The 25,275-nt window shown below is 36.2% G+C and carries 34 protein-coding genes and 1 pseudogene; 27 read left to right on the top strand and 8 right to left on the bottom strand.

From position 1 onward, the window contains the following. Nucleotides 1-6: 6 nt before the first annotated feature. The 20 genes from rplP (at nt 7) to rplQ (ending at nt 9,610) form a co-directional block, all read left to right on the top strand. Nucleotides 7-417 (top strand): 50S ribosomal protein L16, encoded by a 411-nt coding sequence (rplP, locus tag J4T76_RS04370; protein WP_025314389.1) that lies wholly within the window; start codon nt 7-9, stop codon nt 415-417. Continuing rightward, the gene (rpmC, locus tag J4T76_RS04365; RefSeq protein ID WP_034902373.1) at nt 418-609 is read left to right on the top strand and encodes a 50S ribosomal protein L29; all 192 of its coding nucleotides are present in this window, start codon (nt 418-420) and stop codon (nt 607-609) included. A gap of 1 nt (nt 610) precedes the next feature. After that, on the top strand, nt 611-871 hold the full coding sequence (gene rpsQ, locus J4T76_RS04360) for a 30S ribosomal protein S17 (protein ID WP_025314391.1): 261 nt from the start codon (nt 611-613) through the stop codon (nt 869-871). A 194-nt stretch (nt 872-1,065) separates the two neighbouring features. Next, the gene (gene rplN / locus J4T76_RS04355) at nt 1,066-1,437 is read left to right on the top strand and encodes a 50S ribosomal protein L14 (RefSeq protein ID WP_025314392.1); all 372 of its coding nucleotides are present in this window, start codon (nt 1,066-1,068) and stop codon (nt 1,435-1,437) included. A gap of 10 nt (nt 1,438-1,447) precedes the next feature. Further along, on the top strand, nt 1,448-1,762 hold the full coding sequence (rplX, locus tag J4T76_RS04350) for a 50S ribosomal protein L24 (protein ID WP_267340275.1): 315 nt from the start codon (nt 1,448-1,450) through the stop codon (nt 1,760-1,762). Nucleotides 1,763-1,779: 17 nt separating this feature from the next. After that, complete coding sequence (gene rplE / locus J4T76_RS04345) at nt 1,780-2,319, top strand: 50S ribosomal protein L5 (RefSeq protein ID WP_065558584.1); 540 nt, start codon at nt 1,780-1,782, stop codon at nt 2,317-2,319. Nucleotides 2,320-2,330: 11 nt separating this feature from the next. After that, nucleotides 2,331-2,636, top strand: coding sequence for a 30S ribosomal protein S14 (gene rpsN, locus J4T76_RS04340; protein WP_025314395.1), 306 nt, complete (start codon nt 2,331-2,333; stop codon nt 2,634-2,636). Between the two features lie 17 nt (nt 2,637-2,653). After that, nucleotides 2,654-3,046: a 30S ribosomal protein S8 gene (gene rpsH / locus J4T76_RS04335; RefSeq protein ID WP_039129274.1), complete on the top strand. Its 393-nt coding sequence runs from the start codon at nt 2,654-2,656 to the stop codon at nt 3,044-3,046. 11 nt (nt 3,047-3,057) lie between these two features. After that, the gene (gene rplF, locus J4T76_RS04330) at nt 3,058-3,591 is read left to right on the top strand and encodes a 50S ribosomal protein L6 (protein ID WP_267340278.1); all 534 of its coding nucleotides are present in this window, start codon (nt 3,058-3,060) and stop codon (nt 3,589-3,591) included. Nucleotides 3,592-3,600: 9 nt separating this feature from the next. After that, nucleotides 3,601-3,954 carry a 50S ribosomal protein L18 gene (gene rplR / locus J4T76_RS04325; RefSeq protein ID WP_025314398.1) on the top strand — a complete coding sequence of 118 codons (354 nt, stop codon included), beginning with the start codon at nt 3,601-3,603 and terminating at the stop codon, nt 3,952-3,954. Nucleotides 3,955-3,968: 14 nt separating this feature from the next. Further along, a complete protein-coding gene (rpsE, locus tag J4T76_RS04320; protein WP_065569211.1) occupies nt 3,969-4,469 on the top strand; it encodes a 30S ribosomal protein S5 in 501 nt (166 codons plus the stop codon). Between the two features lie 6 nt (nt 4,470-4,475). Continuing rightward, entirely contained in the window at nt 4,476-4,655 is a 180-nt protein-coding gene (gene rpmD, locus J4T76_RS04315) for a 50S ribosomal protein L30 (RefSeq protein WP_025314400.1), read from the top strand. A gap of 5 nt (nt 4,656-4,660) precedes the next feature. Next, a complete protein-coding gene (rplO, locus tag J4T76_RS04310) occupies nt 4,661-5,095 on the top strand; it encodes a 50S ribosomal protein L15 (RefSeq protein ID WP_025314401.1) in 435 nt (144 codons plus the stop codon). 8 nt (nt 5,096-5,103) lie between these two features. Next, a complete protein-coding gene (gene secY / locus J4T76_RS04305) occupies nt 5,104-6,444 on the top strand; it encodes a preprotein translocase subunit SecY (RefSeq protein WP_267340279.1) in 1,341 nt (446 codons plus the stop codon). 26 nt (nt 6,445-6,470) lie between these two features. After that, nucleotides 6,471-6,584, top strand: coding sequence for a 50S ribosomal protein L36 (rpmJ, locus tag J4T76_RS04300; protein WP_025314403.1), 114 nt, complete (start codon nt 6,471-6,473; stop codon nt 6,582-6,584). A gap of 169 nt (nt 6,585-6,753) precedes the next feature. Further along, nucleotides 6,754-7,110, top strand: a complete 357-nt coding sequence (gene rpsM, locus J4T76_RS04295) for a 30S ribosomal protein S13 (RefSeq protein WP_267340280.1) — start codon at nt 6,754-6,756, stop codon at nt 7,108-7,110. A 15-nt stretch (nt 7,111-7,125) separates the two neighbouring features. Then, nucleotides 7,126-7,515 (top strand): 30S ribosomal protein S11, encoded by a 390-nt coding sequence (gene rpsK, locus J4T76_RS04290; RefSeq protein ID WP_025314405.1) that lies wholly within the window; start codon nt 7,126-7,128, stop codon nt 7,513-7,515. Between the two features lie 42 nt (nt 7,516-7,557). Next, the gene (rpsD, locus tag J4T76_RS04285) at nt 7,558-8,178 is read left to right on the top strand and encodes a 30S ribosomal protein S4 (RefSeq protein ID WP_267340281.1); all 621 of its coding nucleotides are present in this window, start codon (nt 7,558-7,560) and stop codon (nt 8,176-8,178) included. Between the two features lie 25 nt (nt 8,179-8,203). Next, nucleotides 8,204-9,193, top strand: coding sequence for a DNA-directed RNA polymerase subunit alpha (locus J4T76_RS04280; RefSeq protein ID WP_065738256.1), 990 nt, complete (start codon nt 8,204-8,206; stop codon nt 9,191-9,193). A 27-nt stretch (nt 9,194-9,220) separates the two neighbouring features. Then, nucleotides 9,221-9,610: a 50S ribosomal protein L17 gene (rplQ, locus tag J4T76_RS04275; protein WP_267340282.1), complete on the top strand. Its 390-nt coding sequence runs from the start codon at nt 9,221-9,223 to the stop codon at nt 9,608-9,610. Between the two features lie 167 nt (nt 9,611-9,777). Here rplQ and J4T76_RS04270 read toward each other — a convergent pair whose 3' ends face one another. From J4T76_RS04270 to slyD, 3 genes are all read right to left on the bottom strand, one after another. Continuing rightward, nucleotides 9,778-9,981 (bottom strand): SlyX family protein, encoded by a 204-nt coding sequence (locus J4T76_RS04270; protein ID WP_267340283.1) that lies wholly within the window; start codon nt 9,979-9,981, stop codon nt 9,778-9,780. 50 nt (nt 9,982-10,031) lie between these two features. Continuing rightward, nucleotides 10,032-10,703: a RadC family protein gene (radC, locus tag J4T76_RS04265; protein WP_267345488.1), complete on the bottom strand. Its 672-nt coding sequence runs from the start codon at nt 10,701-10,703 to the stop codon at nt 10,032-10,034. A gap of 167 nt (nt 10,704-10,870) precedes the next feature. Next, on the bottom strand, nt 10,871-11,440 hold the full coding sequence (gene slyD, locus J4T76_RS04260) for a peptidylprolyl isomerase (protein ID WP_267340286.1): 570 nt from the start codon (nt 11,438-11,440) through the stop codon (nt 10,871-10,873). 336 nt (nt 11,441-11,776) lie between these two features. On the opposite strand from slyD, the gene J4T76_RS04255 reads away from it, so the two are divergent. Beyond that, nucleotides 11,777-12,067 carry a pyrimidine/purine nucleoside phosphorylase gene (locus J4T76_RS04255; protein WP_267355854.1) on the top strand — a complete coding sequence of 97 codons (291 nt, stop codon included), beginning with the start codon at nt 11,777-11,779 and terminating at the stop codon, nt 12,065-12,067. A gap of 157 nt (nt 12,068-12,224) precedes the next feature. Here the strand turns inward: J4T76_RS04255 and fabI are convergent, their stop codons facing one another. Beyond that, nucleotides 12,225-13,013 (bottom strand): enoyl-ACP reductase FabI, encoded by a 789-nt coding sequence (gene fabI, locus J4T76_RS04250; protein WP_267345486.1) that lies wholly within the window; start codon nt 13,011-13,013, stop codon nt 12,225-12,227. A gap of 126 nt (nt 13,014-13,139) precedes the next feature. Here fabI and tehB point away from each other — a divergent pair, with 126 nt between their 5' ends. Continuing rightward, entirely contained in the window at nt 13,140-14,069 is a 930-nt protein-coding gene (tehB, locus tag J4T76_RS04245) for an SAM-dependent methyltransferase TehB (RefSeq protein ID WP_416380570.1), read from the top strand. 43 nt (nt 14,070-14,112) lie between these two features. On the opposite strand, the gene fmt is transcribed toward tehB, so the two are convergent. Both fmt and J4T76_RS04235 read right to left on the bottom strand, forming a co-directional pair. Next, a complete protein-coding gene (gene fmt, locus J4T76_RS04240; protein ID WP_267355852.1) occupies nt 14,113-15,075 on the bottom strand; it encodes a methionyl-tRNA formyltransferase in 963 nt (320 codons plus the stop codon). A 273-nt stretch (nt 15,076-15,348) separates the two neighbouring features. After that, entirely contained in the window at nt 15,349-17,226 is a 1,878-nt protein-coding gene (locus tag J4T76_RS04235; protein WP_267365734.1) for an SLC13 family permease, read from the bottom strand. 249 nt (nt 17,227-17,475) lie between these two features. Here J4T76_RS04235 and J4T76_RS04230 point away from each other — a divergent pair, with 249 nt between their 5' ends. After that, complete coding sequence (locus tag J4T76_RS04230) at nt 17,476-19,197, top strand: thiamine pyrophosphate-dependent enzyme (protein ID WP_267340294.1); 1,722 nt, start codon at nt 17,476-17,478, stop codon at nt 19,195-19,197. 107 nt (nt 19,198-19,304) lie between these two features. Here J4T76_RS04230 and edd read toward each other — a convergent pair. Further along, nucleotides 19,305-21,076, bottom strand: a pseudogene (gene edd, locus J4T76_RS04225) (phosphogluconate dehydratase). 66 nt (nt 21,077-21,142) lie between these two features. Further along, nucleotides 21,143-21,643 (bottom strand): gluconokinase, GntK/IdnK-type, encoded by a 501-nt coding sequence (locus tag J4T76_RS04220; RefSeq protein WP_416380252.1) that lies wholly within the window; start codon nt 21,641-21,643, stop codon nt 21,143-21,145. A gap of 312 nt (nt 21,644-21,955) precedes the next feature. Here J4T76_RS04220 and gatA point away from each other — a divergent pair, with 312 nt between their 5' ends. The 4 genes from gatA (at nt 21,956) to J4T76_RS04200 (ending at nt 25,240) form a co-directional block, all read left to right on the top strand. Beyond that, nucleotides 21,956-22,405, top strand: coding sequence for a PTS galactitol transporter subunit IIA (gatA, locus tag J4T76_RS04215; protein ID WP_267340296.1), 450 nt, complete (start codon nt 21,956-21,958; stop codon nt 22,403-22,405). 20 nt (nt 22,406-22,425) lie between these two features. Then, nucleotides 22,426-22,710: a PTS galactitol transporter subunit IIB gene (gene gatB / locus J4T76_RS04210; RefSeq protein ID WP_267340297.1), complete on the top strand. Its 285-nt coding sequence runs from the start codon at nt 22,426-22,428 to the stop codon at nt 22,708-22,710. Nucleotides 22,711-22,714: 4 nt separating this feature from the next. Next, a complete protein-coding gene (locus J4T76_RS04205; RefSeq protein WP_267340298.1) occupies nt 22,715-24,097 on the top strand; it encodes a PTS galactitol transporter subunit IIC in 1,383 nt (460 codons plus the stop codon). Between the two features lie 99 nt (nt 24,098-24,196). Beyond that, nucleotides 24,197-25,240: an alcohol dehydrogenase catalytic domain-containing protein gene (locus J4T76_RS04200; RefSeq protein WP_267340299.1), complete on the top strand. Its 1,044-nt coding sequence runs from the start codon at nt 24,197-24,199 to the stop codon at nt 25,238-25,240. The last annotated feature ends 35 nt before the right edge of the window (nt 25,241-25,275 follow it).

Raw genomic sequence — 25,275 nt, 5'->3', positions numbered from 1 at the left:
TCGCTGATGTTACAACCAAAGCGTACAAAATTCCGTAAAGTGCACAAGGGCCGCAATCGTGGTCTTGCTGTAAGTACTGACGTTAGTTTCGGTACATTCGGTCTTAAGGCTGTGGGTCGTGGTCGTTTGACTGCGCGCCAGATCGAAGCGGCACGTCGTGCAATGACTCGTGCAGTTAAGCGTCAAGGTAAAATCTGGATTCGAGTTTTCCCTGATAAACCAATTACTGAAAAACCACTTGAAGTGCGTATGGGTAAAGGTAAGGGTAACGTTGAATACTGGGTTGCTCAGATTCAACCAGGTAAAGTCCTTTATGAAATGGACGGAGTACCGGAAGAAGTTGCTCGTGAAGCATTTGCGTTGGCAGCTGCAAAACTGCCAATTAAAACCACCTTTGTGATTAAGACGGTGATGTAAATGAAAGCAAAAGAGCTACGCGAAAAAAGCGTTGAAGAGTTAAATACTGAACTTCTTAATTTATTACGTGAGCAATTTAACTTACGTATGCAATTAGCTGGGGGTCAGTTAACACAAACTCATATGTTAAAACAAGTGCGTCGTAATATTGCACGAGTTAAAACGTTATTAACTGAGAAGGCGGGTGCGTAATATGACTACTGAAGTAAAAATTCGTACTCAGCAAGGTCGTGTTATTAGCGACAAAATGGATAAATCTATTACTGTAGCTATTGAACGTAAAGTGAAGCATCCGTTATATGGTAAGTTCATTAAACGTACGACTAAATTGCATGTACATGATGAAAACAACGAGTGTGGTATTGGTGATACTGTAGAAATTAAAGAGTGTCGTCCATTATCAAAAACCAAATCATGGACTCTTGTTCGAATCGTTGAAAAAGCGGTTAGTTAATCTTTTTGATTAAAAACTGTACATAATATAATAAACGGCTCGACGGCCGTTTATTTTATGCTATCCATTTTATTTGAGTGGTGTTATACTATGCGCCCTCACGTAAGTGGGTTTTTGGTTGTCTATTCTTATCCATGGAAGTTGAGGTGGATGAAGGTAGATTAGACAATAATTAATTTATACGGAGCATTAAAATGATCCAAGAACAGACTAGGCTAGATGTTGCCGATAACTCTGGCGCACGTAGTGTAATGTGTATCAAGGTTCTCGGTGGATCGCACCGTCGTTATGCAGCGGTAGGTGATATCATCAAAGTTACTATCAAAGAAGCAATTCCACGTGGTAAAGTTAAGAAAGGTGATGTACTTAAAGCTGTGGTTGTGCGCACTAGAAAAGGTGTTCGTCGTCCTGATGGATCTGTCATTCGTTTCGATCGCAATGCGTGTGTTATTTTAAATAATAACAGTGAGCAACCGATTGGTACGCGTATTTTTGGACCGGTCACTCGTGAACTTCGTTCTGAGAAGTTTATGAAGATCATTTCATTAGCACCAGAAGTACTGTAAGGAGCGGGTAATGGCAGCGAAAATCCGTCGAGAAGATGAAGTTATCGTGTTAACTGGTAAAGATAAAGGTAAACGCGGTAAAGTAAAAAGCGTTTTGTCTACTGGCAAAGTGATTGTTGAAGGTATTAATTTGGTGAAAAAACACCAAAAACCTGTACCTGCACTAAATCAAGAAGGTGGAATTGTTGAAAAAGAAGCAGCTATTAATGTTTCTAATGTAGCAATTTTTAACCCAGCTACAGGCAAAGCAGATCGCGTAGGCTTTCGTATTGAAGACGGTAAAAAAGTCCGTTTTTATAAGTCTACTAATGAATTAATTAAATAAGTAATTTGGAGTGTACGATGGCGAAACTGCATGATTACTACAAAGCACAGGTAGTAAATAAACTGCAAGAACAGTTTGGCTACAAATCTGTCATGCAAGTCCCTCGGATCGAAAAGATCACCTTGAATATGGGTGTGGGTGAAGCAATTACTGATAAAAAATTATTAGATAATGCGGTTGCAGACTTAGCTGCAATCAGTGGTCAAAAACCACTAGTCACTAAAGCACGCAAATCAGTTGCTGGTTTTAAAATCCGTCAAGGGTATCCTATTGGTTGTAAAGTCACTTTACGTGGCGAACGCATGTGGGAATTTTTTGAACGTCTAGTTTATATTGCTCTTCCTCGTACTCGAGATTTTCGTGGTTTAAGCGCAAAATCTTTCGATGGTCGTGGTAACTATAGCATGGGTGTTCGTGAACAAATCGTTTTCCCTGAAATCGATTATGATAAAGTTGATCGTGTTCGTGGTTTAGATATTACTATCACAACTTCTGCACAATCAGATGAAGAAGGCCGAGCTTTATTATCTGCCTTTAACTTCCCATTTCGTAAGTAAGGTAGGGCATAATGGCTAAACAATCAATGATTGAACGCGACAAGAAACGCGTAAAGCTAGCAGAAAAATATTTTGCAAAGCGTCAAGAATTAAAAGCGATTATCTCTGATCTTAATGCATCAGATGAAGATCGTTGGAATGCAGTGCTTAAATTGCAAACGCTTCCTCGTGATTCTAGTCCATCACGTCAACGTCGTCGTTGTCGTCAAACTGGTCGTCCTCATGGCGTCCTTCGTAAGTTTGGTTTAAGCCGTATTAAGGTTCGTGAATCAGCCATGCGTGGTGAGATTCCTGGTCTTAAAAAGGCAAGTTGGTAATCAGGGGAGTGTTATAGATGAGCATGCAAGATCCTATAGCAGATATGTTGACCCGTATTCGTAACGGTCAAGCTGCGAATAAAGTTGCAGTCACCATGCCTTCCTCTAAGCTAAAAGTGGCAATTGCCAATGTGCTAAAAGAAGAAGGTTATATCGGGGACTTTAAAATTGTTGGTGACACTAAGCCAGAATTGGAAATTACTTTAAAATATTTCCAAGGTAAAGCTGTTGTAGAAAGTATTAAACGTGTTAGCCGTCCAGGTTTACGTATTTATAAACGTAAAGATGAATTGCCAAAAGTTATGGCAGGACTAGGTATTGCAGTCGTTTCTACTTCTAAAGGTGTTATGACTGATCGTGCAGCACGCCAAGCAGGTCTTGGTGGTGAAATTATCTGCTACGTAGCGTAAGGGAGAAAAAAATGTCTCGTGTTGCAAAAGCACCTGTCGTTGTTCCTGCTGGCGTAGAGGTAAAACTCAATGGTCAGGTAATTACGATTAAAGGTAAAAATGGCGAGTTATCTCGCACAATTAATAAAGCTGTTGTAATTAATCAAGAAGAAGATCAAATTAAATTTGGTCCTCGCGATGGCTTTGCAGATGCTTGGGCTCAAGCAGGTACTGCACGTGCATTGGTTAATGCAATGGTTATTGGTGTTACTGAAGGTTTTACTAAAAAACTTCAGTTAGTTGGTGTCGGCTATCGTGCACAAGTTAAAGGTAATGCAATTGGTTTATCTCTTGGATATTCTCATCCAATTGAACATCAATTACCAGATGGTGTAAAAGCTGAATGTCCATCACAAACTGAAATCGTACTAACAAGTGCTGATAAACAGTTAATTGGACAAGTTGCAGCAGATATCCGTGCTTATCGTCGTCCTGAACCTTATAAAGGTAAAGGTGTTCGTTACGCAGATGAAGTTGTGCGTACTAAAGAAGCTAAGAAAAAGTAAGGTAACACTATGGATAAGAAATCAGCTCGTATCCGTCGTGCAACTAAAGCGCGTCGCAAGATGCATGAACTACTTGCAACTCGCTTGGTGGTTCACCGCACTCCGCGTCATATTTATGCGCAGATTATCGCACCAAACGGATCAGAAGTACTGGCAGCCGCTTCTACATTAGAAAAAGCTATCAGTGAAAGTTTAAAATACACTGGAAACAAAGATGCAGCAGCAGCAGTTGGTAAAGCAATCGCAGAGCGCGCATTAGCGAAAGATATCAAAGAAGTTTCATTTGATCGTTCAGGTTTCCAATATCATGGTCGAGTTCAGGCGCTAGCAGATGCTGCTCGCGAAGCTGGCCTACAGTTCTAAGGTAGGAGTTAAAGATGTCAAACATCGAAAAACAAGCTGGTGAACTGCAGGAAAAATTAATCGCAGTTAACCGAGTTTCTAAAACCGTAAAAGGTGGTCGTATTTTTAGTTTTTCTGCACTAACAGTAGTTGGTGACGGTAATGGCCGCGTAGGTTTTGGATATGGTAAAGCACGTGAAGTGCCAGCAGCAATCCAAAAAGCAATGGAAAAAGCACGTCGTAATATGATTAATATTGCGTTAAATAACGATACTTTACAGCATCCAGTTAAAGGTGCTCACACAGGTTCTCGTGTTTATATGCAACCTGCATCAGAAGGTACTGGTATCATCGCCGGTGGTGCAATGCGTGCTGTTTTAGAAGTTGCAGGAGTTCGTAACGTTCTAGCTAAAGCATATGGTTCTACAAACCCAATTAACGTGGTTCGTGCAACAATTGATGGCTTAGAAAATATGAAATCACCAGAAATGGTTGCTGCTAAACGTGGTAAAACCGTCGAAGAAATTTTGGGGTAATTAGCCATGGCAAAAACAATTAAAATTACACAAACTCGTAGTTCTATTGGTCGTCTACCGAAGCATAAAGCAACGTTAGTTGGTCTAGGATTACGTCGTATTGGTCATACTGTTGAACGCGAGGATACTCCTGCGATTCGCGGTATGGTAAACCAAGTTTATTACATGGTTAAAGTTGAGGAGTAATAGTAATGCGTTTAAATACTTTATCTCCTGCTGAAGGTTCAAAGCATGCACCTAAACGTGTAGGTCGAGGCATTGGTTCTGGATTAGGTAAAACTGGTACTCGTGGTGTTAAAGGTCAAAAATCTCGTTCAGGTGGTGGCGTACGTCGCGGCTTCGAAGGTGGTCAAATGCCTTTATATCGTCGTTTACCAAAATTTGGTTTTACCTCACGTAAAGCTCAAGTTACAGCTCAAGTTCGTCTTTCAGATTTAATGAAAGTTGAAGGTGATATTGTTGACCTAAATAGCTTAAAAGTTGCTAATGTGATTAATTCACAAATCGAGTATGCGAAAATTATGTTATCTGGTGAAGTAACTAAACCTGTAACTGTTCGCGGTATTCGAGTGACTAAGGGTGCTAAAGCTGCAATTGAAGCTGCTGGCGGAAAAATTGAGGAATAATTAGAAAGATGGCAAAGCAACCAGGATTAGATTTTCAAAGTACACGAGGCGGTAGCGGTGAGCTTAAAAGACGTTTATTATTTGTGTTTTTAGCGCTTATTGTTTTCCGTCTTGGTTCTTACGTTCCGGTTCCTGGTATTGATACTAAAGCGTTATCGGACTTACTAGAACAAGCATCATCTAATGGTATTGTTGGTATGTTCAATATGTTCTCTGGTGGTGCTTTAAGCCGTGCTTCAATTTTTGCTTTAGGGATAATGCCTTATATTTCTGCATCCATTATTGTGCAATTATTAACGGCCATTAGCCCTAAACTCGCAGAATTGAAGAAAGAAGGTGAATCAGGACGTAAGAAAATCAGTCAGTACACCCGTTACGGCACATTGGCTTTAGCGATGGTACAAGCAGTTGGTATTGCGACTGGTTTACCAAATATTCCTGGTTATGGTCAAGTTGTGATTGATCCAGGATTTTCTTTCTATTTTATTGCATCGGTTAGCTTAGTTACTGGCACTATGTTTCTTATGTGGTTGGGTGAACAGATCACGGAACGCGGTGTAGGTAATGGTATCTCAATCATTATCTTTGCTGGTATCGTTGCAGGTCTTCCTCATGCAATATATGAAACAATTGAACAAGCTCGTTCTGGTTCATTGCATCCGATTTTATTATTAGTCGTCGCAGCATTAGTGGTTGGAGTGACTTATTTTGTTGTATTTGTTGAACGTGGTCAACGTCGTATAGTTGTCAACTATGCACAGCGTCAACAAGGTCGTAGAGTTTATGCAGCACAAAGTACACATTTACCATTAAAAATAAATATGGCAGGCGTTATTCCTGCAATATTTGCTTCAACAATTGTTATGTTACCATCAATGATGGCTTCTTGGTTTCAAGGAGATGGCGAAGGATGGAGATATATTATTGTTCTTATAGGTCAATATTTTTCTCATGATCAACCATTATATATAATCTTTTTTGCAGCAGCGATTATCTTCTTTTGTTTCTTTTATACGGCGTTGGTTTTCAACCCAAGAGAGACGGCAGATCAGCTAAAAAAATCTGGTGCATTTATTCCAGGTATCCGTCCAGGTGAACAAACATCTAAATATATCGACAAAGTAATGACTCGTTTAACGCTGGTTGGCGCAATCTACATTACTTTTGTATGTTTGGTACCAATGTTTATGACAAGTGCAATGAAAGTTCCGGTTCAATTCGGTGGAACTTCATTATTAATTGTGGTTGTTGTAATCATGGATTTTATGGCACAAGTACAGACTTTAATGATGCCAAATCGTTATGAGTCAGTGTTAAAGAAAGCGAACCTTAAAGGCTACGGCCGATAAGTTAGCCAGAAGTTACGGAGAAAAACATGAAAGTTCGTGCTTCAGTCAAGAAATTATGCAGAAATTGTAAAATCATTAAACGTAATGGCATTGTTCGTGTCATTTGCGTTGAAGGTAAACATAAACAACGTCAAGGCTAATTATTTAGTTGCGAAGTTGTAACTTTTGCATATTTTACTTGCCAAAGTATAGTAAAGCTGGCTAGAATAGCCAGCCTAAATTTATTTGTAAAATCGCTGTTTGAGTATCCTGAAAACGGGCTTTTCAGTATAGTGATTTTACTAAACATTAACAATAAAGGAGTGCATAGTGGCCCGTATAGCAGGCATTAACATTCCTGATCAACAACATGCTGTAATTGCTTTACAAGCAATTTATGGTATCGGAAGTACCCGCGCTAAGACAATTTGTGCTGAAGCTGGTATTCCAGAACATGTTAAGATCAGAGAACTATCTGAAGATCAGATTGAAACGTTACGTGAACAAGTCGCTAAATTCACAGTTGAAGGTGATTTGCGTCGTGAAGTAACTATGAGTATCAAGCGTTTATTAGACCTTGGTTGTTATCGTGGCATGCGTCACCGTCGTGGACTTCCGGTTCGTGGTCAACGCACTAAGACTAACGCTCGTACCCGTAAGGGACCGCGTAAGCCAATCAAGAAATAATTGAGGTATAATTAAATGGCAAAGACACCTGTTCGTACACGTAAACGTGTTAAAAAGCAAGTTTCTGATGGTATAGCTCATATTCATGCATCATTTAACAATACAATCGTAACTATTACCGATCGTCAAGGTAATGCGTTGGGTTGGGCAACCGCTGGTGGTTCTGGTTTCCGTGGCTCTCGTAAGTCAACACCTTTTGCAGCTCAAGTAGCCGCGGAGCGTTGTGCTGAAGCCGTCAAAGATTACGGAATTAAGAATCTGGAAGTTATGGTAAAAGGACCTGGTCCTGGTCGTGAGTCAACAATTCGTGCATTAAATGCAGCGGGTTATCGCATCACTAATATTACTGATGTTACTCCGATTCCTCATAACGGTTGTCGTCCACCAAAGAAACGTCGTGTTTAATTTTATTAAACATTGAATGTTTAGGATTATTGGAGAAATAAAATGGCAAGATATTTGGGACCAAAGCTCAAATTAAGTCGTCGTGAAGGTACAGATTTATTCCTTAAGTCTGGCGTCCGAGCGATTGATAGTAAATGTAAATTAGAACAAGCTCCTGGACAACATGGTGCGCGTAAACCGCGTTTATCAGATTATGGTGTTCAGTTACGTGAAAAACAAAAAGTTAGACGTATTTATGGAATCTTAGAACGTCAATTCCGTAATTATTACAAAAATGCTGCGCGTATTAAAGGCAATACCGGGGAAAACCTACTTGGTCTTTTAGAGCGTCGTTTAGATAACGTTGTTTATCGTATGGGATTTGGTGCAACTCGCGCTGAAGCTCGTCAATTAGTTAGTCATAAAGCTGTTCTTGTTAATGGTCAGGTAGTGAACATTGCTTCTTATCAGGTTTCACCTGAAGATGTCATTAGTGTTCGCGAAAAATCAAAAAAACAAGCACGTATTAAAGCCGCTTTAGAGTTAGCTGAACAACGTGAAAAACCAACATGGTTAGAAGTTGATGCTAGCAAAATGGAAGGTGTATTTAAACGCTTACCAGAACGTTCAGATTTATCTGCTGACATCAACGAACATTTGATCGTCGAACTTTACTCTAAGTAAAGTTTAGCACTTAAGAGAGGACATAATGCAGGGTTCTGTAACAGAGTTTTTAAAACCTCACCTAGTTGATGTTGTTCAATACAGTCAAACTCATGCTAAAGTGACTTTAGAGCCACTTGAGCGTGGTTTTGGTCATACTTTAGGTAATGCACTACGCCGCATTTTATTATCATCTATGCCGGGACATGCAGTAACCGAAGTTGAAATTGACGGTGTTCTGCATGAGTACAGTACTAAAGAAGGCGTTCAAGAAGATGTGCTTGATATTCTGCTTAATTTGAAAAAATTGGCAGTTCGAGTACATAATAAAGATGATGTTATGCTGACTTTAAATAAATCAGGTATTGGTGCGGTAACTGCATCGGATATCACTCATGATGGTGATGTTGAAATTGTTAATCCTGATTTAGTAATTTGTCATCTTACTGATGCCAATGCTTCAATTAGTATGCGTATTCGTGTACAACGAGGACGTGGTTATGTCCCTGCTTCTGCTCGTGTCAAGTCAGAAGATGAAGATCGACCAATTGGTCGTTTGTTAGTTGACGCATGTTATAGTCCTGTTGAGCGTATCGCTTATTCTGTCGATGCTGCTCGTGTGGAACAGCGTACAGATTTAGATAAACTGGTTATCGATATGGAAACAAATGGTACAATCGATCCTGAAGAATCTATTCGTCGTGCATCAACAATTTTGGCTGAACAACTTGAAGCTTTCGTTGATTTACGTGATGTACGTCAACCTGAAGTTAAAGAAGATAAACCGGAGTTCGATCCAATTCTTTTACGTCCAGTAGATGATTTGGAATTAACCGTTCGGTCTGCTAATTGCTTAAAAGCAGAAGCAGTTCATTATATTGGTGATTTAGTGCAACGTACTGAAGTTGAGTTACTGAAAACTCCTAATCTTGGTAAGAAATCGCTTACTGAAATTAAGGATGTGCTCGCATCTCGTGGTTTATCTTTAGGCATGCGTCTTGAGAACTGGCCACCAGCAAGTATTGTTGAAGACTAAGATAAAATTTATAAGAAGGATAAAGTTATGCGCCATCGTAAAAGTGGTCGTCAACTGAACCGAAATAGCAGCCATCGTCAAGCAATGTTTCGTAACATGACTAGTTCACTTGTTGAACATGAAATCATCAAAACTACATTGCCTAAAGCAAAAGAGTTGCGTCGTGTTGTTGAACCGTTAATTACGCTAGCCAAAAGCGATAGCGTAGCTAATCGCCGTCTGGCATTTGCTCGTATCCGTGATAAAGATACAGTGAAAAAATTATTTTCAGATTTAGGTCCACGTTTTGCTACCCGTCCTGGTGGTTATGTACGCATTTTAAAATGTGGTTTCCGTGATGGAGATAATGCCCCAATGGCTTATATTGAATTAGTTGATCGCCCTGCAGTAGAAGCAGCAGAAGCAGCAACTGAGTAATTATAAAATCATTGTGTACAAAAACCGGCTATAAGCCGGTTTTTTATTAATCAAATATAGGTTATTCATTTGTAGGAGATGGTATATTTAAATAACAAATAATTAACTTTATTATTGTGTTTTCAGTTAAAAATTCAATGTAGTCACTATAAAATGTACAATACATATTAATAATGTGGCGGTGGAGTCTCTTCAGATAAGTTAGCAATATTTGACACTTGTGTAGCTTGAAGTTTTTGTGATAACAACGTTAATTGTTCTTTAAGTTTGCTGATATCCGATTGTAGGTTAACCACCATCTGATTCAATTCTTCAATGGTCATTTCTTGAAATGCAACTTTTGTTTCTAGTAATTCTAATTGATGTTTCATAAAGCGTTTTTTTGATTCGATTCATTTTTTTATATTGTAAGCAAAAAAGCTTATGAAATCCATCCACGTTCGGCAAAAGAGACATATTCTCCTTTACCTATTACAAGATGATCAATAACTCGGATATCAATCAACTCACAAACTTGCTCTATTTTTTTAGTTAATATACGATCAGCCTGACTTGGTTCAGCCATTCCTGATGGATGATTATGCGCTAAAATCAAACCTGCTGCATTATGTTGTAATGCTCGCCTAGCGACTTCCCTCGGATGCACTTCGACACAATTGTAGGTACCTACAAACATTTCTTCAGATGTAATTACTTGATGTTGATTATTTAAAAAAATCACCATAAAAATCTCACGATCTTTATTCGCTAATCGGCTGGCCAAATAATGATGTGTTAAGGATGGTGAGGAAAGAAAGTTTTCATTTGCCATTTTAACTCTAAGATATCGATGTGAAAGTTCAATGACTGCTTTTAATTGTGTGTATTTAACTGTTCCTAATCCATGTTTATTACAAAATTCACTATGACTTGCATTAATTAAGTTATATAAGGAACCAAATTCACTTAATAATTGTTGAGATAACTGTAAAACAGGTAAATTACGCGTACCAGTACGTAAAAATATTGCTAATAATTCAGTATCACTTAAGGTTTCTACTCCAAATTTCAAAAGCTTTTCGCGGGGCATTAATGTTGGATGTAGTGCAGGCATAATACAATTCCTATTATTCAAAACTGAATTATTGGTGAAATAATAAATTAGATAAAATAATCAATAAAAGTATTATGAACTACTTCACAAAAAAAAGAGAAATTTTGCACAATAGAAAAAAAGCGCCTAACAGCGCTTTTGAAATATTGTAATCATTGTCGAAATAATTAATGACAACCACAACCACCGTGACTACCACCACAACAAGCATGGTTATCGTCTTCTTCATGATCATGTTCACCACAGCCACAACCGCCATGCCCATGATCGTGACCATGTTCACCATGAATATGTCCATGAGCAATTTCTTCTTCTGTTGCTTCACGTATAGCTAATACTTCACCTACAAACTGTAAATCTTGTCCGGCTAACATGTGATTACCATCGATAGTGATACTATCTCCATCAATAGCTGTTATTTCCACCGGCAGCGGTCCATGCTGTGTATCAGCAAAAAAACGCATGCCAACTTCTAATTCATCTACACCAACAAAAACATCTCGCGGAACATTTTGTACAAGTGCATCGTTAAAATCACCATAAGCATTAATTAGCTCAATATCAAATTTATCACCGATTTGATGACCTTCCAATGCTTTTTCTAAATCCGGTAATAAGTTTTCTGCTCCATGCAAATATTCACAAGGTGCGGCTTTAGTTGCTTCATCAACTAGTACACCATCTTTAGTTCGAACTTGAAAAGTTAAACTGACAACTTTATTTTTTGCTATTTTCATTTTTTCTCCAATAAACTTTTATTGAGCAAATTAAGTTAGATTTTAACGGAAAAAATCTAATCTGTATGCTATTTTCTTTTTAAAAAAATTTGGGATGAAATTAAGGAAATTTTTTTAATCTTCTATAAAATTTTTTCGATAAAAGATGCTTAAATCTGTTAACATCTGTAATATACTTAGCTCTATTTTATATTGTTTTGTATAAATCTATCATTGCTGAATTAAGGTTGTTCTGTTTCATTTTTTAATAATACATGTTTGGAGATGAATCATTTATCAATAAATTACTCAATTCAATCAAAATTCGAAACTAACTAAAAATTATAAGGAGTGATTGTGTTAAATATAAAACAATATTTTAATGGTAAAGTTCAGTCCATTGGCTTTCAAAATGCGTCTGTTGGTCAAGCATCTATTGGAGTAATGCTACCAGGTGAGTATATTTTTAGCACCGATAATCCTGAAGAAATGACTGTGATTACAGGCTCATTGAAAGTATTATTACCTACAGCAAAAGATTGGCAGATTTTTGAAATGGGGCAAATTTTTCATATTGCAGGAGAAAGTCAATTTGATGTTGTTGTAGAACCTACAGCTTATTTGTGCCGCTATTTAGCAAAATATTAAATCATCCTTAATACTTTTCATGTTCTTGCAATATTCAATTCAGTAGCTTTACTGATTGATAGGAATAAATATCACTGTTCATTCGTTTTTTAGCAGATTTTAACTTTACTATGAACCATTCTCCCGTAACTTTACGGGAGAATAATGATATTGGGAATTATTTGAGTTCTAACTCATTCATTGCAGCGATACTAAATCCACCATCGACGTGTACAACTTCGCCAGTAATACCTGATGCAAGGTCTGAACATAAAAAGGCTGCTGAATTACCAACATCTTCTATTGTAACCGTACGGCGGATAGGAGTAACAGATTCGCAGTGCGATAACATTTTTTTGAAGTCTTTAATGCCTGATGCGGCAAGTGTACGAATTGGACCAGCTGAAATTGCGTTAACACGTACTCCTTCTGGTCCCATGGCGTTTGCCATATAACGAACATTTGCTTCAAGCGATGCTTTAGCTAATCCCATTACGTTGTAGTTAGGAATTGCACGTTCAGCCCCTAGGTACGAAAGTGTCACTAATGCTGAATTTGGATTTAACATTGGACGACATGCTTTAGCCATAGCCACAAAGCTGTATGAACTAATATCATGAGCGATAGTAAAGCCTTGGCGTGTAACCGCATTAACATAATCACCATCTAATTGGTCACCTGGAGCAAAAGCGATTGCATGTACAAATCCATCAAATTTGTCCCATGTTTTTTCTAGTTCAGTAAAAAGCTCAGTAATGCTTTCATCATGTGCTACATCACATGGTAACACGATGTTAGAAGCAAAATCCGCAGCAAACTCTTCAACACGAGTTTTCAATTTATCATTTTGATAAGTGAAAGCTAATTCAGCACCTTCACGATGCATAGCTTTTGCAATACCATAAGCAATAGAACGATTACTAGCAACACCGGTAACAAGTATGCGCTTACCTACTAAAAATCCCATAAATTTTTCCTCTAATATTTTAGCTATATAGTTTAGGATGGTGATGATTATATGTTGATAAAGTAAACTTCGCCACAATAAATTTAGTTTTAATGATTTTGTTTTGGTGACTGAGTGACCAGCAAAATGTTGTTTATATCATCAATAGTTGATTATAATAGTCAACTATTGGTTTATTTAACTCGCGATGAAATTTTGAAAAACCTAATTTGTTATAAAATATCATCTGTTTGGTATGCTAAATCATTACCGCAATCATTTCATGAAAAACATAATATGCAAGTTGGTACTTGGGCTAAGCTTCATATCCTGGTAGGCAGTATAGATTTAGAAATATTAACAGAAAAAGGAAAAATACAATCGAAACATCATTATGATGTTTTCCATCAGCCTGCTTTTATTTTGCCTCAACAATGGTATCGCATCGCTCAGGTATCTGAAGATTTGCAATGCCAACTATCATTTTATTGTTTACCAGAAGACTATACTTTTAAAAAGTATCAAATGACTAAAACACATTCTGAAGTACTAGCGGCAAGCAAAATTATTCCGTTAGGAAAAGTATTGGATTTAGGTTGTGGTTCAGGACGTAATTCGCTCTATTTACAGCTAATTGGATTTGATGTGACTGCCGTTGATAAATCCGAATTGAGTATTAGTAATTTACACCAAATCATCAATGATGGAAATTTAAAGCGCCTTAGTACAAAGGTATATGATATCAATCAAGCAAATTTAGAAGGCGAATATGATTTTATTCTTTCAACTGTTGTCATGATGTTTTTGCAACCTGAAAAAATCCCTAACATTATTGATAATATGCAAAAATTGACTAAATCGGGAGGGTATAATCTTATTGTCAGTGCCATGTCGACTTCTGATTATCCTTGTTCTGTTGGTTTTTCATTTACGTTTAAAGAAAATGAATTGCGAGATTATTATCAGGATTGGAAAATACTGAAATATAACGAAAATGTTGGGGAGTTACATAAAACAGATAGACATGGTAATCGAATTAAATTGAGGTTTGCGACTTTGCTAGCTAAAAAACGGTAATAATTACAGGATGGATCATCCTGTAATTTTTTACATTGATCAATTAATCGTTATTTAGTTTTTCACCAACAACAAACCAAGCTTTACGAGAGTTTAATAAATCTTGAGCTGACATCGGTTTTTTGCCTGCGGGTTGTAAAAGTGTCATATTCAATGCACCGTCGCTTGTTGCAATGCATATCCCTTGTTTGTCTGCTTGTAAAATAGTACCGACTGGTTGATTGTGGGATATTGTTATCACTTCTGATTGCCATACTTTTACTGGTTCGCCATTTATTTCAAAATAACTAACAGGCCAAGGATTAAAGGCACGAACGCATCGTTCAAGTTGCTGTGCCGATAAATTCCAATCAAGTTTAGCTTCTTGTTTAGATAATTTTTCAGCGTAAGTAACTTCTGATGGATTTTGTTTTTTGGGTTGAATTTTCCCATCGGTAATCAGTGTTAATGTATCAAGTAGTCCTTGTGGACCTAATTTCGCCAGTTTGTTATATAACGTTGCACTGGTATCATAAGGTTCAATTGGACAGGTGAGTTTATATAACATATCACCCGTATCAAGCCCAGCATCCATTTGCATAATCGTAATACCTGTTAAAGTATCACCGGCCCAACAAGCGCGTTGAATAGGAGCGGCTCCACGCCACCTTGGTAATAACGAACCATGCACATTTAAACACCCAAGTTTTGGGGCATCTAATACTAATTGTGGTAAAATCAATCCATAAGCTACAACAACCATAATATCAGCATTTAGATCAGTAATGATTTTTTGATTTTCTAGTGTTTTAAGTGTTGAAGGTTGATAAATCGGAAGATCATTTTCTAATGCCAATTGTTTAACTGGACTAGCTGTTACTTTGTTGCCTCGACCTGCAGGACGATCAGGCTGTGTTAAAACTGCAACTACATTATGATTAGAATCAATTAATGCTTTTAAATGAGTGGCTGCAAAGTCAGGCGTACCAGCAAAAATGATATTTAACGGTTTAATTGTCTGTTGCATAAGTTTTATATCCATAATAAAAAATAATGATTATAATCGAAATTTCATTGAGAATCTTTAAACAAAAAAAGGGGCTATTATTTGTTACAGAAAAACCTTATTTTCGTATAGCATTATGTTGAATTAAATTACGAGTAAAATGATAAAGGTATGTTACGATTGATCATACCTTCTTTTTAGCAATCTAATACTTTCTGTGTTAATTTCATTGCATCTTGATACAAGATCCCAAATCAAAACATTCGTTTTAAGCGATCAAAATACCATTCATTTTTAAAAAGGGAAAAATATAGGTACTAAAGCAATATCTACAATCATTACCAAAAAGGTTAAAGGAATGCCAACTTTAACAAAATCACTAAAACTGTATCCTCCTGGTGCAACTACCATGGTTTTAACTGGTGAAGAAACAGGTGTAATAAACGACGCTGATGTTGCAATGGCGACTGTCATAGCAAAAGGATAAGGTGAGTAGTTAAATTTAATTGCTAAATCAATCGCAATTGGAGCAATTAAAATCGCAGTTGCAGTATTAGAAATAAATAACCCTACCGTTGAGCACAATAAAAAGATAAAAGTTAATATCATATATGGACCAAAAGATCTTAGGTGAATTTCTAACCATTCAGATATTAGCGAAATTCCTCCCGTTTTATTTAAAGCTACAGCGAAAGGCATCATCCCAATAATTAAAATTAATGTTGGCCAATGAATGGATTTATAAGCATTAGACATGTCAATGCAACGAGTGGCTCCCATTAATAGACAGGCAATGAGCGCAGCAACTACATTCGGTACAATACCTGTAACCATTAATAGAATCATGATTGTTAAATTTATTAAAGCTGCGGGAGCTTGTGAACTTGCAGGTGCGATATCATCAATATCAGCAGGGTAATCCAAGACCACAAAATCATTAGTGCGTGTTTGCAGTTTCTGAATTGATCCCCAATCTCCACATACCAATAATGTATCACTCATTTCTAAACGTTCTTGGAATAAGTTATTAGTTTCAACTGGAGCATGATTTCGCCAAATACCAATTACTGTTAGAAAATATTTTCCTCTGAAATCTATTTCATTGAGTGTTTTACCACACAGTGTTGATTCCGGTAGTAGTGCGACTTCGGCCATACCTACTTCTTTAACTTGTTCAGAAAAATATTCACCTCGTAAAATTTTAGGTTCAAGATTGTTTGTTGTTAGAAATGTTCGGTAATCGGCTTCTGAATGCGACATATCCAATAATAAAATATCATTTTCACGAAATTCGGTCGAACCATTTACTGGTATTAATACTTTATGAAATTTTCGCCAACGTTCAATACCAATAACATTTACACCATGTTCAGTGCGTAAATGTAAACCATCAATAGTTCTTCCTACAAAAGGCGAACCAGCTAATATCTGTGCGCGGTGAGCACGACCAATCAATTTATAGTCTCGAATTAGATCAGTTATTTTTCTTCTTTGTGGTTGAATATTTGTTGGTGTAACTTGTTCTGCGGTAAGCAACCAATTGCGTGTTAATATACAATAAATAACGCCAACAATTAAAACACCAATACCAATTGGCGTAATTGAGAAAAATCCGAACTCTTCTAGTGTGGCACGACTTAGCTCACTGTTTACTACCAGATTAGGCGCGGTAGCGACTAATGTCATCATGCCACTAATTAATGCTGCAATACAAAGAGGCATCATTAATTTTTTAATATGAATACCAGTATGATTAGCAATACTAATAGCTACAGGAATAAATATAGCGACAACCCCTGTTGAGCTCATTACTGAGCCAAGTAAAGCGATGCCTAACATGATGCAAGTGATAATTCGAATATCATTTTGACCGGCTATTTTAAGAATATATTCGCTCATCTTGTATGAAATACCCGTTCTTACCAAGCTTTCACCAATAACAAAAAGTAGTGCGATTAAGATAATATTGGGATCACTAAATCCAGAGAGTGCTTCAGTAGGCGTTAACACCCCCGTCATGGTGATTGCTGTAATTGTAAGTAATGCAATTATATCCATTCTTAACTTACTAATTGAAAATAAGATAATGGCAATACATAGCAATATACAAACAATAATTAGAGGGTAATGTTGGGTTAAATAATCAGGCAAAAAAGCAGTAATAAATGACATTAAGCCATGCTCAGATGACAAATTTTTCACAAAAATAACTCAATGAGGTAGATTTTATTTTATACATAATACCTTGATTTATTGTAATAGGGAATATTTTCTATTGCTATTTATTCAACAATAATTGATCATTTATTACATTTTTAACATTTCTTGCTAATTTTTTATAACCTATTCGTATTAACCAAACTTTGGTGTAATTTACCGAAGTTAACTTATTCAACTAATAACCCTTTTTTAGGAGAAAATATGACATCAAAGAAAACAGTTGCGCAAATTATAGTTGATATTTTGGGTGAAGCTGGTGTTAAACATTGTTATGGTATTGTAGGTGATACATTAAATCAAATTACTTCTGCTATTGAAAAAAGTGATATTGAGTGGGTTCACGTTCGACATGAAGAGGTTGGAGCTTTTGCAGCCGGAGCAGAAGCTTATCTCACTGATCAAATTACGGCTTGTGCTGGTTCTTGTGGACCCGGTAGTTTACATTTCATTAATGGTATTTATGAAGCACAAAGAAATAGAGTTCCAGTCATTTTATTAGCTAGTCAATTAATTACTTCACAACAAGGAAACGACTTTCCACAAGAAGTAGATTTTGAATCGGTTTATAAAAATTGTTCCGTATTTTGTCGGGAAATTAGTGATGCAACTCAAGTCAGAGAAATTACTACTGCTGCTATTCAAGCTGCTATTAATCGACGCGGTGTTGCTGTATTGGTAATTCCTTATAATATTAGTTTAGAGAAAGTAGAAGATAAAAGTGGTCATAAGATTTATCATCCTAAACCAATAATACGCCCATCAGATAAGGAATTAGCTGAAATCGCAGATATTATAAATAAAAATCAAAAAGTGACCATCTTTGCTGGTCAAGGTGTCTATGATGCTCATAATGAGCTTATTGCATTTGCCGAAAAAATAAAATCGCCTATTGTACATACCTCTAGAGGTAAAGATTTTGTTGAATATGATAACCCATACAATGTTGGTATGACAGGAATGTTTGGTGTTAAATCAGGAACTATGGCAATTAAAGAGTGTGATGTTCTTATTATGTTAGGTACTGATTTTGCTTGGTCACAATTTTATCCAAATCATGCCAAAATTATTCAAATCGATATTGATGCAACTCACTTAGGACGACGTCACCCAGTAAGTATTGGTGTTGTTGGTAGTAGTAAACCAACTTTAACTGCTTTGTTACCTTTAGTTAACGAAAAAAAAGATACTAAATTTTTAGAAACATGCCAGGCATTATATAGTAGTGCCATGAGTAAATTGAATAAGAAAGCATTGGCTTCCAAATCAACTATCCATCCTCAATATTTAACTGAACTAATTGATAAATATGCAACAGATGATGCCGTGCTCTGCGCTGATGTTGGTTCGGCTATGGTATGGGCTTGTCGGCACTTTAATACTAATGGTAAAAGACGAACCGTCATTAGTTTAAAACATGGTACTATGGCAAATGCCATGCCGCAAGCTTTAGGTGTTCAAAAAGCGTTTCCTAATCGTCAAGTGATCACCTTATCCGGAGACGGTGGCATTAGTATGTTATTGGGCGATCTATTAACGACAATCCAAGAAAAATTACCAATAAAAATTATCGTACTTAATAATAGTTCACTTAATTTTGTAGAATTAGAACAAAAAGTAGAGGGATTAATTAATCACTATACTGATTTACAGAATCCTGATTTTGCTAAAGTAGCTGAATCGATGGGGTTATTTTCAATAAGGGTTGATGATTCAGATCTACTTGAAGCAGCAATGCAATCATTTTTAACTCATGATGGACCAGCGCTTTTGGACGTTAAAACGAGTGCTGATGAACTTGTTATGCCCCCTGAAATTCATGCTTCGCAAGTCATGGGGATGGCACTTTACAGTATGAAAGCTTCTTTGAGTGGAAAAATTGGCGACGTAATGAATTTATTGGTTGATAACTTTATCAAAAAATAATTTATAACGTTATTATTAATAATCTTTGTCAAAAAGTTTCAGGTTAAGAATACATTTCAGTATATTTTTTACTGATCTCTGCCGCATTTTGCGGCAGAAGAACTCATTTAGAAACTTACTGCACCTTCTTCAGCAGAAGTTAAATTTTCACGAATGATAGAAAATAGTTCTCGCCCATAACCGAGATGTGAATTAGATAAGTCAAAGCGATAAGGCTGACGTTTAGCTAGATTGTTGCGTCTACTAATAATGTTATTTCTCCAGTTAGTCCATTAACTCTAATCATATCTCCATTTTTTATTTTACTTAGTAAACCGCCATCATAGGCTTCTGGTGTTACATGTATTGCTGCTGGCACTTTACCTGATGCTCCTGATAATCTATCATCGGTTAATAAGGCAATTTTATACCTTCGATCTTGTAAAACTCCCAAAGGTGTTATTAATTTATGCAGTTCAGGCATACCGATTGCTTTAGGGCCTTGAAAACGAACCACTACAACACAACTTTTATCTAAGTTGCCTGCTTTATAGTCATCATCTAATTCATATTGACTATTAAAAACAACGGCTGGAGCTTCAATGACCTGATGTTCAGAAGCAATAGCAGAAGTTTTCATTACTGCTCTACCAATATTGCCTGACATCACTTTTAATCCACCATGTGAGTTAAAAGGTTTTTTTATTGATGCAATTACATTTTCATCTAATGATTGATTTGGACTTTCTCAGAAAATGAGTTTTCCATTTTTTAATATTGGCTCTTTGATATAATGACTCAATCCTCGACCCATAACCGTTTCTACATCTTCATGTAATAAGCCACCTTTAAGTAATTCTCTAATTAACACTGAAGTTCCACCTGCAGCTTGAAAATAGTTAATATCAGCCACTCCATTTGGATAAATTCGACATAAAAGTGGTACTACTGTTGAAAGATCTGAAATATCGTCCCAATTAACAATTATGCCTGCAGCTTTAGCTATTGCGACGATATGCATTGTTAAGTTAGTTGAACCGCCTGTAGCAAGTAAGGCAATTAAGCCATTGACAATGACTTTTTCATCAACCATTTTTCCAATAGGCTTATAATAAGCTGATTGTTAAGTTAACCGAGTAATCTGTCTCGCTGCTGCATTGGTTAACTCGAAACGTAAAGCCGTTTCTGGGTTGACCAATGCAGCTCCCGGCAAGGGTAATCCCATTAATTCTATCACCATTTGGTTACTGTTTGCCGTTCCATAAAAAGTACAAGTACCACTAGAATGATAAGATGCAGCTTCTGATTCTAATAAATCTTCACGCGAGGCTTTTCCTTCAGAATAGAGTTGACGTATACGAACTTTCTCTTTATTTGATAGTCCAGAGGGCATAGGTCCAGCTGGTACAAAAATTGTGGGTAGATGACCATAGGTTAGAGCCCCAACTAATAAACCCGGTACAATTTTATCGCATATGCCAAGGTATAACGCACCGTCAAACATGTTATGTGCAAGACTAACAGCAACCGACATCGCAATGATATCTCAACTTATTAATGATAGCTCCATTCCTGGTTCACCTTGAGTTACTCCATCGCACATTGCTGGTATCCCTCCTGCGATTTGGCCAACTGCTCCAACTTCATGTAAGACTTTGCGAATTTGTTCTGGATAGAACTCATAAGGTTTATGGGCTAAAAGCATATCGTTGGAAGAACTAATAATAGCAATATTACTTTTTAAAATATTTTTTAGATCATTCTTATCATCAAGATAGCAGGCTGCAAAAGCATGTGCTAAATTACTACATGGCAATTTAGAGCGGGTAACTTTGTTAATCATCGCATCTTCAATTTTTTGCAGATAGGCTGTGCGAGAAGCTTTAGAGCGTTCAATAATTCGCTGTGTTACATTGTTGACAGTTGGATTAACATTAACCTATTGTATAATTTATTATTTTATATTCTATTTTTTGCGCTGGCATGTTGTGCTTATTAACTGTTGGGTATCATGCACAACCCCTTCTAAAGATTGTTCTATATTGACGGTATACACATCTTTTTCATCAACAGTGGGTTCTTCAAGAGTATCAAATTGCGATTGTAACATCCCTGTTTTTTGATAATGGTCCTTTCGTTTTGCTAAACGATCAGCAATTACATCATAACTACCTTTTAAATAGATAAAGTGTACATTTTCGTTTTTACCACGGATAATGTCCCTATATTTCCGTTTCAAAGCTGAGCAGATGATAATTGAAATATTATTAATGTTGCTCATAGCGAATGCCGCATTACTAATCAAATCAAGCCAAGGAAAACGATCTTCATCATTTAATGGTGTTCCACTACGCATTTTTAAAATATTTGCTTTAGGATGCAAAAAATCACCATCAAGAAATGCTGCATCAAGATTATATGAAACTTGCTTGGCAACTGCGGATTTACCACTACCAGAAACACCCATTAATATAAAAACTTGTTTGTTATTTTTCGTCACAGTGGCTCCTTAATATGCAAATTGTTACGGGTAACATTTTTGCATATTAAGTATTTTTTTCAATTTAAAAACCTTCTTTTTGTGATCGTGATCATACTTTTCTTCATAAACAAAAATAATTACAAGTTTGCGTTTTGATCTTTATTTAAAAAATAGATTTCGATCACAAAAATATAAAAGTCTATTTGCTTTTTAAATCGAAAGAAAATAATCTTTCGTTAAATATTTTGTTTTCGAAAGTTAAAAAAGTTAATAGAAGTACAACAATGGAGATTTAATATGAACAAGTGTCAGCTTATTTTCGAAGACAAGCTCAAATTTAACAATGAGCGAGAAGCATTAACGTATATTAGCGAGCATTTACAGCAGAAAAATATTGTAAAAAAAAGCCATTTAAAAGCATTAATTGAAAGAGAAGCCTTATTTCCCACAGGTATTGCACTTGATGGTTATGCTGTAGCTATTCCACATTGTGAGGCTCAACACGCTAATACACCTGCGATTTTTATTATTCGCACACAATGCCCAGTAGCTTTCAATCGAGCTGATGATGACGGTACAGTTGATGTTTCCCTTATTATTTCATTAGTTGTAACTTCCCCCGAAGCTCAACTTGATTTGTTGAAAGCGCTTTTTTCACATTTACAGAATAAAGAATTCTATCACTTCTTATTAAAAGCGCCACAAAATGAAATTATAGAGCATTTTAGTAAAGTGATATTTAATTAAAAAGTGAGTTAGGAGGCATTATGAAAAAGAAGATTATTGTTGCATGTGGTGGTGCGGTTGCAACATCAACTTTAGCTGCTGAAGAGATTAAAGATTTATGTAAAGAAAATAATATTGAGTTGGATCTTATTCAATGTCGGATTAATGAAATTAACACTTTTATTGATGATGTCGATTTAATTTGTACCACAGCAAGAATGGATCAAACTTTTGGTAACATTCCTATTATACATGGCATGCCTTTTGTTTCAGGTATTGGAATAGATCAGCTAAAAGATAAAATACTAGCGATATTAAAGGGATAAATCTATGTTTAGTGAAATTATGCAGTACATTTTGGATCTTGGTCCGTCAGTGATGTTACCCATTGTCATTATTCTATTTTCATTAGCGTTAAGAATGAAAATGGGAGATGCCTTAAAAGCAGGTATACATATTGGTATTGGATTTGTTGGTATTGGTTTAGTTGTCAGTTTACTAACAAGTTCTGTTGGTCCTGCAGCTCAAGCAATGGCCGAAAAATTTGATATTAGTTTGAATATTGTTGATGTGGGGTGGCCAGGAACTGCGCCGATGACTTGGGCTTCACAGATAGCCTTGGTTGCGATACCTATTGCTATCGCAGTAAATATTGTCATGTTATTGGCAAAGTTAACACGAGTAGTCAATGTCGATATTTGGAATATATGGCATATGACATTTTCTGGGGCATTAGTTTATATCGTAACGAGTTCTTATTGGTTAGGTATTACAGGTGTTATTATTCATGCTATTATTGCCTTTAAATTGGGTGATTGGTTTTCTAAAGATACTAAAGAGTTTTTTGAACTTGAAGGGATTGCTGTTCCTCATGGTACATCAGCTTATTGTGGTCCAATTGCTGTGTTTATTGATGCTGCGATTGAAAAAATACCGGGCATTAATAAGATTAATTTTAATGCTGTTGATATGCAAAAACGGTTTGGTGCGTTTGGTGAACCCGTAACCGTTGGCTTATTTATGGGCATTATATTAGGATTTTTAGCTGGATATGGCGTGAAAGAAACATTACAACTTGCTATTCAAACTGCTGCAGTAATGTTATTAATGCCACGTGTAATTAAGCCAATTATGGATGGTTTAACACCAATATCCAAACAAGCTCGCAAACACCTACAATCAAAATTTGGTGGACAAGAATTTCTTATCGGTTTAGATCCTGCCTTACTGTTAGGACATTCAACAGTTGTCTCTGCTAGCTTAATTTTTATTCCTCTAAGTATTTTCATTGCCATTATTTTACCAGGAAATGAAATTTTACCATTTGGTGATTTAGCCACTATTGGCTTTTTTATTGCAATGGGTGTGGCAATTCATCAGGGTAATTTGTTTAGAATCATTATTTCAGGTTCAATTATTATTGCTATCACGCTTTGGATCGCCACACAAATGGTCCCATTAACAACTCAACTTGCAATCAATGCTGATATTATTACTGATGATAATAGTATTAGTGTTGGGGCAATGGATCAAGGTGGTTCTCCAATTACTTATATGATGGTTCAGTTAGTGAACTTAACACAACCTATTGGCTTTTCTTTTATTGGATTATTTTACCTTTTTTGTCTATTTTTAACTTGGAAGCGAGCGAAAAAATACGAATTCTTTTTAAAAGAACAGCAAATAGTGCAGACAGATAAAATAAAAAATTAGTCTATAAGCCCTATAAATATCTGTAATTTTGTGACTTTCACGAAGTATCCGTGAAAATCATATTTCAAAATAATGTGATGACTAATTAAGGAAAATAAAATGAAAGCGGTTGTTGTCAATGAAGGGGGATCTCTATCTGTACAAGATATTGACATGCCCAAAATTACATATCCAGATCAAATTTTAGTAAAAGTTGCTTATAGTGGATTATGTGGATCAGATATTCCTAGAATATTCCATCATGGTTCGCATTTTTATCCTATCACGCTGGGACATGAGTTTAGTGGTACGGTTATTGAAATAGGCGATGGTGTAACTGAATTTGACGTTGGGGATTTAATTTCTTGTGTACCATTATTACCATGTTTTAAATGTGATGAGTGTCAAAAGCATTATTATTCACTTTGTAAAAATTATACCTTTGTGGGATCAAGAATAACAGGCGGTTTTGCTGAATATATTGTATTAAATAAAAAAAATGCATTTAAATTACCCAAAGGAGTAAATCTTCTTGACGGCGCCTTTTTTGAACCAATGACTGTAGGAATGCATGCTCTACTATTAGCTGATGGCTGCCAAAATAAACATGTCGTAATTGTCGGTGGTGGAACAATCGGACTGCTTGCTATGCTTTGTGCTAAGGCAATGGGGGCGAGCTTTATTGCTGTTTTAGATATTAATGATGAACGGCTGAATCTGGCAAAACGACTAGGTGCTGATGCTATTTATAACTCTAAAAATGTTAGTGTTGATGAGATTTATCAAGCCTTATCTCCTCAACGTTTTGAGCAAATCGTATTAGAAACAGCTGGTTCATCAATTACGGTTAGATTAGCCATTGACATTGCAGGTCCTAGATCTAAAGTGGTTTTAGTTGGTACTGTTCATGATGATTTTACCTTACCAGAAAAAACATTCGGGCTTATTTTACGAAAAGAGTTACAAATTTTAGGAAGTTGGATGAATTATTCTGCACCATGGCCTGGTAAAGAGTGGCTATTGGTAAGTCAGTTTTTTGTAGAAGGTAAGATAAATCTTAATGAATTGATAGCGGTGATTGCTGATTTTAATACATTTATTCAGGAAGTGATAAATTTAAATGGGCAACCAATGAAGGGTAAAATTTTATTAAATTGCAGCTAAAAGTTTGTTTCAAATTAGCTATGAAAAATGAAAGC

Source organism: Gilliamella sp. B3022 (assembly GCF_028751545.1).
Lineage (GTDB): Bacteria > Pseudomonadota > Gammaproteobacteria > Enterobacterales > Orbaceae > Gilliamella.
This window is presented reverse-complemented; position numbering and strand designations above follow the sequence as displayed.